We start from the raw sequence: 7,448 nt of genomic DNA on the forward strand, positions 1-7,448 counted from the left end.
AAAAAATTACAGTAGATAACATTTTATTATCATTTTAATATAGCTAACGATATTTTAAAATATTATGTAGAAAATAAATTTAGAGGAGAGAATATAGATGTTAGTAATTAATTATGATAAAGAGCAAAAGATATTTAATTTATCTAACGGCAAAATTAGTTATATTTTAGGCATTGAAAAAGATTGTTATGTAAAACATATTTATTTTGGCAAATATTTATCATCATATAATGGAAGTAATGCTCAATTATTTTATGATAGAGGTTTTTGTTCAAATCCGATAGCTTCAGATAGAAATTTTTCGTTAGATACTTTATTGCAAGAATATCCAGATTTTAATCAAGGGGATTTTAGAAATCCAGCTTATATAATTCAAACAGAAGATGGCAAGCGTGTAAATCGCTTTTATTATGATAGTTTTAATATCATTGAAGGAAAACCAAAATTAGAGGGATTGCCTTCTATTTATGTAAATAATGAAAATGAAGCTAAAACTTTATGTATTATCTTAAAAGATGTAGTGATGAATGCAAGTATTTATTTGTATTACACAATTTTTGCTGATTATGATGTTATTTGCAGACATACTGAAATTATAAATCATGGTGATAAGAGCATATATTTAGATAAAGTAATGAGCTTTAGTATGGATTTTGCGGATAGCGATTATGATGTGATGACATTATCCGGTGCTCATTTGTATGAAAAAAATATTTATCGCAGAGCTATAAAATCTGACTCTATTGTATTAGAAAGCATACGAGGAACAAGTAGTCCACAGGCAACACCATTTATAGCTTTGATGGACAAAAATACTAATGAAGATATAGGTTCTGTTTGGGCATTTAATTTTATTTATAGTGGTGATTTCCAAGCCAGTGTACAAGTGGGACAATATAAGACTACTAGAGTACAAATGGGCATGAACTCTACGACTTTTGGTTGGACTTTAAGCGGTAAAGAAAAATTTATTTCTCCTGAAGCTGTGTTAGTTTATACAGATAAAGGTTTAAATACTATGTCTCAGATTTTTCATAAATTGTATAGAAATCAACTTTGTCGAGGTTTATATAAAGAAAAAGCTCGTCCAATTTTGTTGAATAGTTGGGAAGCTTGTCATTTTGAGGTCAATGAAGATAATTGCTTGGATTTAGCAAGACAAGCTGGTGAATTGGGCATAGAATTATTTGTATTAGATGATGGCTGGTTTAAAAATCGTTGTGATGATACACAGGGTTTAGGCGATTGGCTAGAAGATGAAGAAAAATTCCCACATGGATTAAAAACTTTAGCTCAAAAAATTAAAGAAAAAGGATTATTATTTGGTTTGTGGTTTGAGCCAGAAATGATATCTAAAAATAGTAATTTATATAAAAATCATCCTGATTGGGTGATTAGAAGTATGGATTATGAGCCTATTTTGAGCAGATGCCAATATGTATTGGATTTATCGAATATAGAAGTTTGTAATTATCTTGTAGAAAAAATATCTAATATATTAGAAAATGTAGAGATATCTTATGTTAAATGGGATATGAATAGACATTTGACAGATTTAGGTTCTGCTTATTTAAATAGTAAGGAACAAAAAGAATTATCACATAGATATGTATTAGGTTTATATTATATTTTAGAAAAATTAACACAGCGTTTTAAAAATGTTTTATTTGAAAGTTGTTCTAGTGGTGGCGGTAGATATGATGCAGGAATGCTCTATTATATGCCACAAACATGGGCTAGCGATAATACAGATGCTATTTGTCGTTTAAAAATACAATATGGTACAAGTATATTATTTCCTGCAATTACAATGGGTTCACATGTTTCTATAGTGCCAAACCACCAAGTCGGTAGAATAACACCACTTAAAACTCGTTTTGCTGTAGCTTCTTCTGGAAATCTAGGTTATGAATTAGATTTAAATAAATTAAATGATGAGGAAAAAGAAGAGATAAAAAAACAAGTAGCTTGGTATAAACAATATAGAGATGTTATACAAAAAGGGACTTTCTATAGAATAAAGAGTCCTTTTGATGGAAATGATATTAGTTGGAATTTTATTTCCGAAGATGAAAATACTGTTATTTGTTATTTCCATCAGGTTTTAGTAGAACCTATATATAGAAATTTAATTTTGAAATTAAAAGGACTACAAGAAGATGCTTTATATAATTTAGTTGGTACAGATAAAGTTTTCAGTGGTAGTGAATTGATGTATGCTGGTTTGATGATACCAAAAATAGAAGAAGATTTTTATAGTAATATTTATGTATTAAAAAAATCAGTATAAACGGTAACTTTAGTATATTTATTAAAAATTTCATTTATATTTTACAAACAATGACTATGTGAAACTATACAATTTTACATAGTCATTGTATAATAATAATGAGCTTAACAGAAAATTCCATAAGAAACAGCATTAGATTTTTTAAATGCAACATCATTTCTCACAGAAAATTTATGAGGTGATAGTAAATGGCTATTAAAAAAGTTGAAGTTGACCGTAGAGATTGTCAAAACTACCGTAACTATTTAAAGAGAGGAGGATATATCTCCGCAAGCTATTTATCAGTAAGTGGTTTAGATGCTATAAGATTAAAAAAATTAGCTATACAAGGTAGATTAGATGCTGTTAGATGCGCTATTGGTAAATCTGTTAGATGGTATTATTGTGAAAAACAAGCGGAGTTAGCTCACTTACGCGGAGAAGCTTAAAATGCATAATTGTTATGTATAATAGACTACTTTTTATGAGTTTATAAGAAGTAGTCTATTTTTTTATAAAAAACTGTTGACAAAAATGAAAGTATCTGATATTATATATTTCTGTCAGCAACAATATAATATTGTTTGAGAGCACATGGAGAGTTGTCCGAGTGGTTGAAGGAGCACGCCTGGAAAGCGTGTATACGGGTCCCCGTATCGAGGGTTCAAATCCCTCACTCTCCGCCATAATTGATAGGTACAGGATTTTGCATAGCAAAATCCTGTTTTTTGTATATAGAGAAATAGGAGATTTATTATGAAAAAAATCTTAGCTATACTGATGTTATTGATGTTAAATTTAAATATAGCATTAGCGCAGAATTTGGAGATTGATGAAATGAATTTAAGTGAAAAAGATATTCAATATTTATCTGCATGGACATCGCTTGCTGTATATAATGATAAATTTAGCTTATTAGCAAGAGATATATTGAAAAGTAATGGTTGGAATATTCGCTTTTATAATGAACAAATAGCTAAATCTGATGTTAAATACCTATTAGCTGATAAAAAAATAAATGATAAGGATATATTCTTTTTATCTATCAGTGGTACTAGCAGTTGGCAAGATGTGAAAACGGATTTGGCAGTAGAGGCAACAGTATTTCAAGGGCATAATTTAGATGAATTTTTGCAAAGTAGAAATGATAAAGATTTAAGTGAAACTAAGCCTTTAGTGCATAAAGGATTTTTACAATATGTACAAGATGGATTTTTTTCCGCGAATAGTTCAGGTGAGATTTTAGGTCTTGATTTAGTAGAACATTTGAAACAGTGCCCAGAAGATAAGATTTATATAACAGGTCATAGTTTAGGTGGAGCAGTGGCGGAATTATTGACAGCTAGATTATTAGACATGGGCGTAAGTAGTAATCAAATAGAAACTATTACTTTTGGTGCACCTGCTGTAGGCAATAAGACTTTTGTAGATATGTATGAGCCTAAAATGAATTTGACTCGTATTACGATGAAAGGTGATATTGTAAAAAATTTAGCTCAGATAGCTAATGAACGTTTTGTGCAATTTAATACTAATGAAGTATGGACTGTATCTAAATTGGAAAATGATAAATTTGCTCATAATATGTTGCTTTACTTTGATAGAGCAATTAAAAATTATTATGATAGCAAAAAAGATATAGCTTTAGCTACAGAAGATATTGAAACATGTGAAACTTATGTGGCAAAGCCTAAATATGATTTTCCTAGTGAATTACAATCAGAAATAAATTATATGAATTTAGCTTTGAAAAATAAGTTATTAAAAGAAGATGAAGATTGCTTTGTTGACCTTTCAGATGACGACCTATCTTCAAATGTATTTCAAAAAGCAAAAGCATTGAATGCTAAATATGTAGTGTTTTATGAGTTTAGTGCAAATAAAATAAAAGATAGTACTTCCAATAAAAGATATTATATTTATGGAAGTAAATATATTTATAATATAAATGGTAATTTGATAAGAGGATTTAGTGCAACGTCAGATACTAAAGAGATGACTGTATTGCAATCTGTATTATATTTAGAATGTCAATTTAAATAAAAATAAAAACTTAGTGAATGGTAATATAGAATAAAACTATGATTATCTTCACTAAGTTTTTTTATTATGGTAATTGAGTTATATTTATATCGGATATTTGTTTAATGATAATATCTGCTCTAGATAAATCTTGATTGCCAGAATTAGAATTGGCAAAACCGATACAATACATGCCAGCATCTTTAGCAGCAATGCTACCGTTTTTAGAGTCTTCAAGAACGACACAATCTTTAGGGTTAACTTGTAATTTTTTTGCTGTTTTTAAATAAATATCTGGAGCAGGTTTACTATGAAGGATATCTTCGCCAGAAATTAAAAATTTAAAGTATTTATCAATATTAAATGTTTTTACAACAAATTCAATTACGTTTAAAGGAGAAGATGATGCTATCGCCAAAGGAATATTTGCTTTTTGTAATTGTTCTAATAAAGGGCAGATGCCATCAATAGGTTTAAGATTATGGTCAACGATATATTTTTTGAAGAAATTCATATGATTATTAGTCATTTCTTCAGGAGTATATGGTAAATGATGTTTATCAATAAAATAGGAGAAAACAGAAGTTGATGTCATACCAATGAGTTTATTGAATTCTTCATCATCAACTACGATATTATTTTCGAGTAATACCTCTTTGACTACTTTGTTATGTATAGGTTCGCTATCAATGATAACGCCGTCCATGTCAAAGATAAATGCTTGCATAATAACACCTCTTTTTATTTTTATCAAATATAGCATAGCAAAATTACATATAATTTTAAAGAGATTTCAAATGAAAGATTATAGATAAATTTATTTGAATTTAGAGGGTTTGGATATATAATAAATAATATAGATAAAATTGTAGAGGTTGATAAAGTGAAAAAAATAGTATTATGTTTATTAAGTTTATTTATTTGTATGCAATCTGTAGCTTTGGCTAATATACATCAATCAAAAGTATCAAATGTGGAAAATATTCGTTCTATATATGCATATAAAGACCCTGAACAAATGAAAGATTATGAACAGAAAAAATTAGTAAAAGAACAAACTAAAAGTGATAAAAAACTAGAAGAACCAATGGCATTGTTTAGAGTATTTGTCAATAATGATAGATTTTATACTGACGATAATAGATATAAAGACAATGTAGAGTTAGCAATAACATCACATAATATAGATAGAAATTATATTTTTGATAATGAATATCCTCCATATTTAATATTGCAAGATAATGATAATAATAGATATGAAATTCATTTTGCCAAAGTTAAATATGACAATCCATATTGGATAAGCTTCAATTTAACAAATAAAGAAATAGAACAAATAAATAAAGCTAAAACTATAAGTCTTGTTTTACCAGAGGCGCAAGAAAATATGTATCGTTATAATAAGAAAAAAGATAAATTAGAGAAAAAATCTTATGATAATGATATAAAAGTAGAAGAAATGGTATATGAACTTCCAGAAAATATAGTTGATGAATGGAAAATTGTTTTAAATAAGCATAAATAAAAATAACCCTACTAATTTAACTTAGTAGGGTTATTTTCATTTATAAAGTAGTAAGGGGTTTATAATTAGGGCTTAGTAAGCGGCATCATTGCCGTTACCAGCTTCTGTAGGGGCTGTGTCTTTATGATCTGTTCCTGTATGATATGGACTATCTACATTTATTGTTGGTGTATGCAATTTTATATTGCGTTTTTCTAATACTTGTTTTAAGAGCCATGGCTTATCTGAAATAATACCATCAACACCCATATCAAGTAACATATTCATATCTTTTTCATTATTAACAGTCCATGGAACAACTTTCATACCCAAAGAATGAGCTTCATCAACATCTTGTTTGGATATTTCTGTATAATATGGAGAAATAATATCAGCACCAATAGCATGAGCAGCTTTTACAGGATTTCCTTGATAATCCTTGATATCTAAACCACCAAGCCATGGAGATTTTTTCTTTTCATAACGACGTAAAGATTCACTATCACGTCCCCATGATGGTTGTTTTTGCCAAAGTGCACTAGTGGAGATATTAGGATTTAATTTTTTCATTTCAATTAAAGTTTGCCAGTCAAATGATTGGAGAACAACTCTATCCTCCATATCATATTTTTTTACAATATTATTGAAAACTTCTACAAATTTCTTAGGGTCAGCATTATTTTTATATCCGGCACTTGCAGGGTCTGGATAGGATTTTGTTTCTATATTTAAAACAATATTTTTATCACCATATGATTGAATTAATTGCATTAATTCTTCTAATGTAGGAATTTTAGCATCATAAGTAAATTGTGTTTTGCCATGTAAGTCATAGTATTCGCCACAATTTGGATCCATCACACCTACATCGAATTTCTTTAATTCATCTACAGTCATTAAACGAATATCATATTTATTATTTTCAATGTAATTGCCATTTTCATCACGTGTTATATCTGAATTTAAGATAGGATTATGACTCATTACTATTTGACCATCTTTAGTAAGTTGCATATCACATTCAATAGAAGTAGCACCTAGCTCTATTGCATAGGCATAAGAATACAAAGTATTTTCAGGTCTAACATCTCTACCTCCACGATGAGCCTCTAAGTCAAAAACATCATAATTGACTTTGGCATAAGTAGTGGAAATATCAATAGTATTAAATCCACTATAAATTGTTAAGGCAGCTAGACCACTAAATAAGAGTTTTATGGATAGTTTTTTCATTTGTATTCATCTCCTAAAGCGTTTAAATTTATTTGTTATAATTATCTCATAAATCTGAATTTATGTATGTCAGAATAGAGCGTAATTTTTAGGTAAATATTTCTTACAAAAATAAATATATTTTTTCTAAAAAAAGTGTTGACAAAGTGATTTATAGTAGATATAATAATTAAGCACTCAACGAGAGGGCAACTCAAAAGAAGAAAATTGTTAAAAACAAAAAATAAATTAAAAAAAGTTCTTGACAAGATAAACTTCTTGAGTTAAGATATACAAGCTGACTTTTGAAGCCAGCAGGAAATGTTCTTTGAAAACTAAACAATGCACAATATGTTTTCTAACATAAACGAATGTGCGGTATCTGCTTTTATAGCAGATTACCTAATAAATTCTTTTTAAACAGATAATTAAGAGCCAATC

General features: G+C 28.4%; 6 protein-coding genes and 1 tRNA gene. 5 read left to right on the forward strand and 2 right to left on the reverse strand.

The annotated features are described in order from the left end of the window. Window positions 1-97: 97 nt before the first annotated feature. The 4 genes from F553_RS0108850 (at window position 98) to F553_RS0108865 (ending at window position 4,312) form a co-directional block, all read left to right on the forward strand. A complete protein-coding gene (locus F553_RS0108850; protein WP_018999818.1) occupies window positions 98-2,290 on the forward strand; it encodes an alpha-galactosidase in 2,193 nt (730 codons plus the stop codon). A gap of 188 nt (window positions 2,291-2,478) precedes the next feature. Next, window positions 2,479-2,718, forward strand: a complete 240-nt coding sequence (locus F553_RS0108855) for a hypothetical protein (RefSeq protein ID WP_008540023.1) — start codon at window positions 2,479-2,481, stop codon at window positions 2,716-2,718. A 147-nt stretch (window positions 2,719-2,865) separates the two neighbouring features. After that, a tRNA-Ser gene (locus tag F553_RS0108860) sits at window positions 2,866-2,955 on the forward strand. A 70-nt stretch (window positions 2,956-3,025) separates the two neighbouring features. Next, a complete protein-coding gene (locus F553_RS0108865) occupies window positions 3,026-4,312 on the forward strand; it encodes a lipase family protein (protein ID WP_018999819.1) in 1,287 nt (428 codons plus the stop codon). A gap of 64 nt (window positions 4,313-4,376) precedes the next feature. Here the strand turns inward: F553_RS0108865 and F553_RS0108870 are convergent, their stop codons facing one another. Further along, entirely contained in the window at window positions 4,377-5,018 is a 642-nt protein-coding gene (locus F553_RS0108870) for an HAD family hydrolase (RefSeq protein ID WP_018999820.1), read from the reverse strand. Between the two features lie 156 nt (window positions 5,019-5,174). Between F553_RS0108870 and F553_RS0108875 the strand changes: the two genes are divergently transcribed. Beyond that, on the forward strand, window positions 5,175-5,816 hold the full coding sequence (locus F553_RS0108875; protein ID WP_018999821.1) for a hypothetical protein: 642 nt from the start codon (window positions 5,175-5,177) through the stop codon (window positions 5,814-5,816). Window positions 5,817-5,888: 72 nt separating this feature from the next. Here the strand turns inward: F553_RS0108875 and F553_RS0108880 are convergent, their stop codons facing one another. Beyond that, window positions 5,889-7,028: a glycerophosphodiester phosphodiesterase gene (locus tag F553_RS0108880; RefSeq protein WP_018999822.1), complete on the reverse strand. Its 1,140-nt coding sequence runs from the start codon at window positions 7,026-7,028 to the stop codon at window positions 5,889-5,891. Window positions 7,029-7,448 lie beyond the last annotated feature (420 nt).

The organism is Megamonas rupellensis DSM 19944 (assembly GCF_000378365.1).
GTDB lineage: Bacteria > Bacillota > Negativicutes > Selenomonadales > Selenomonadaceae > Megamonas > Megamonas funiformis.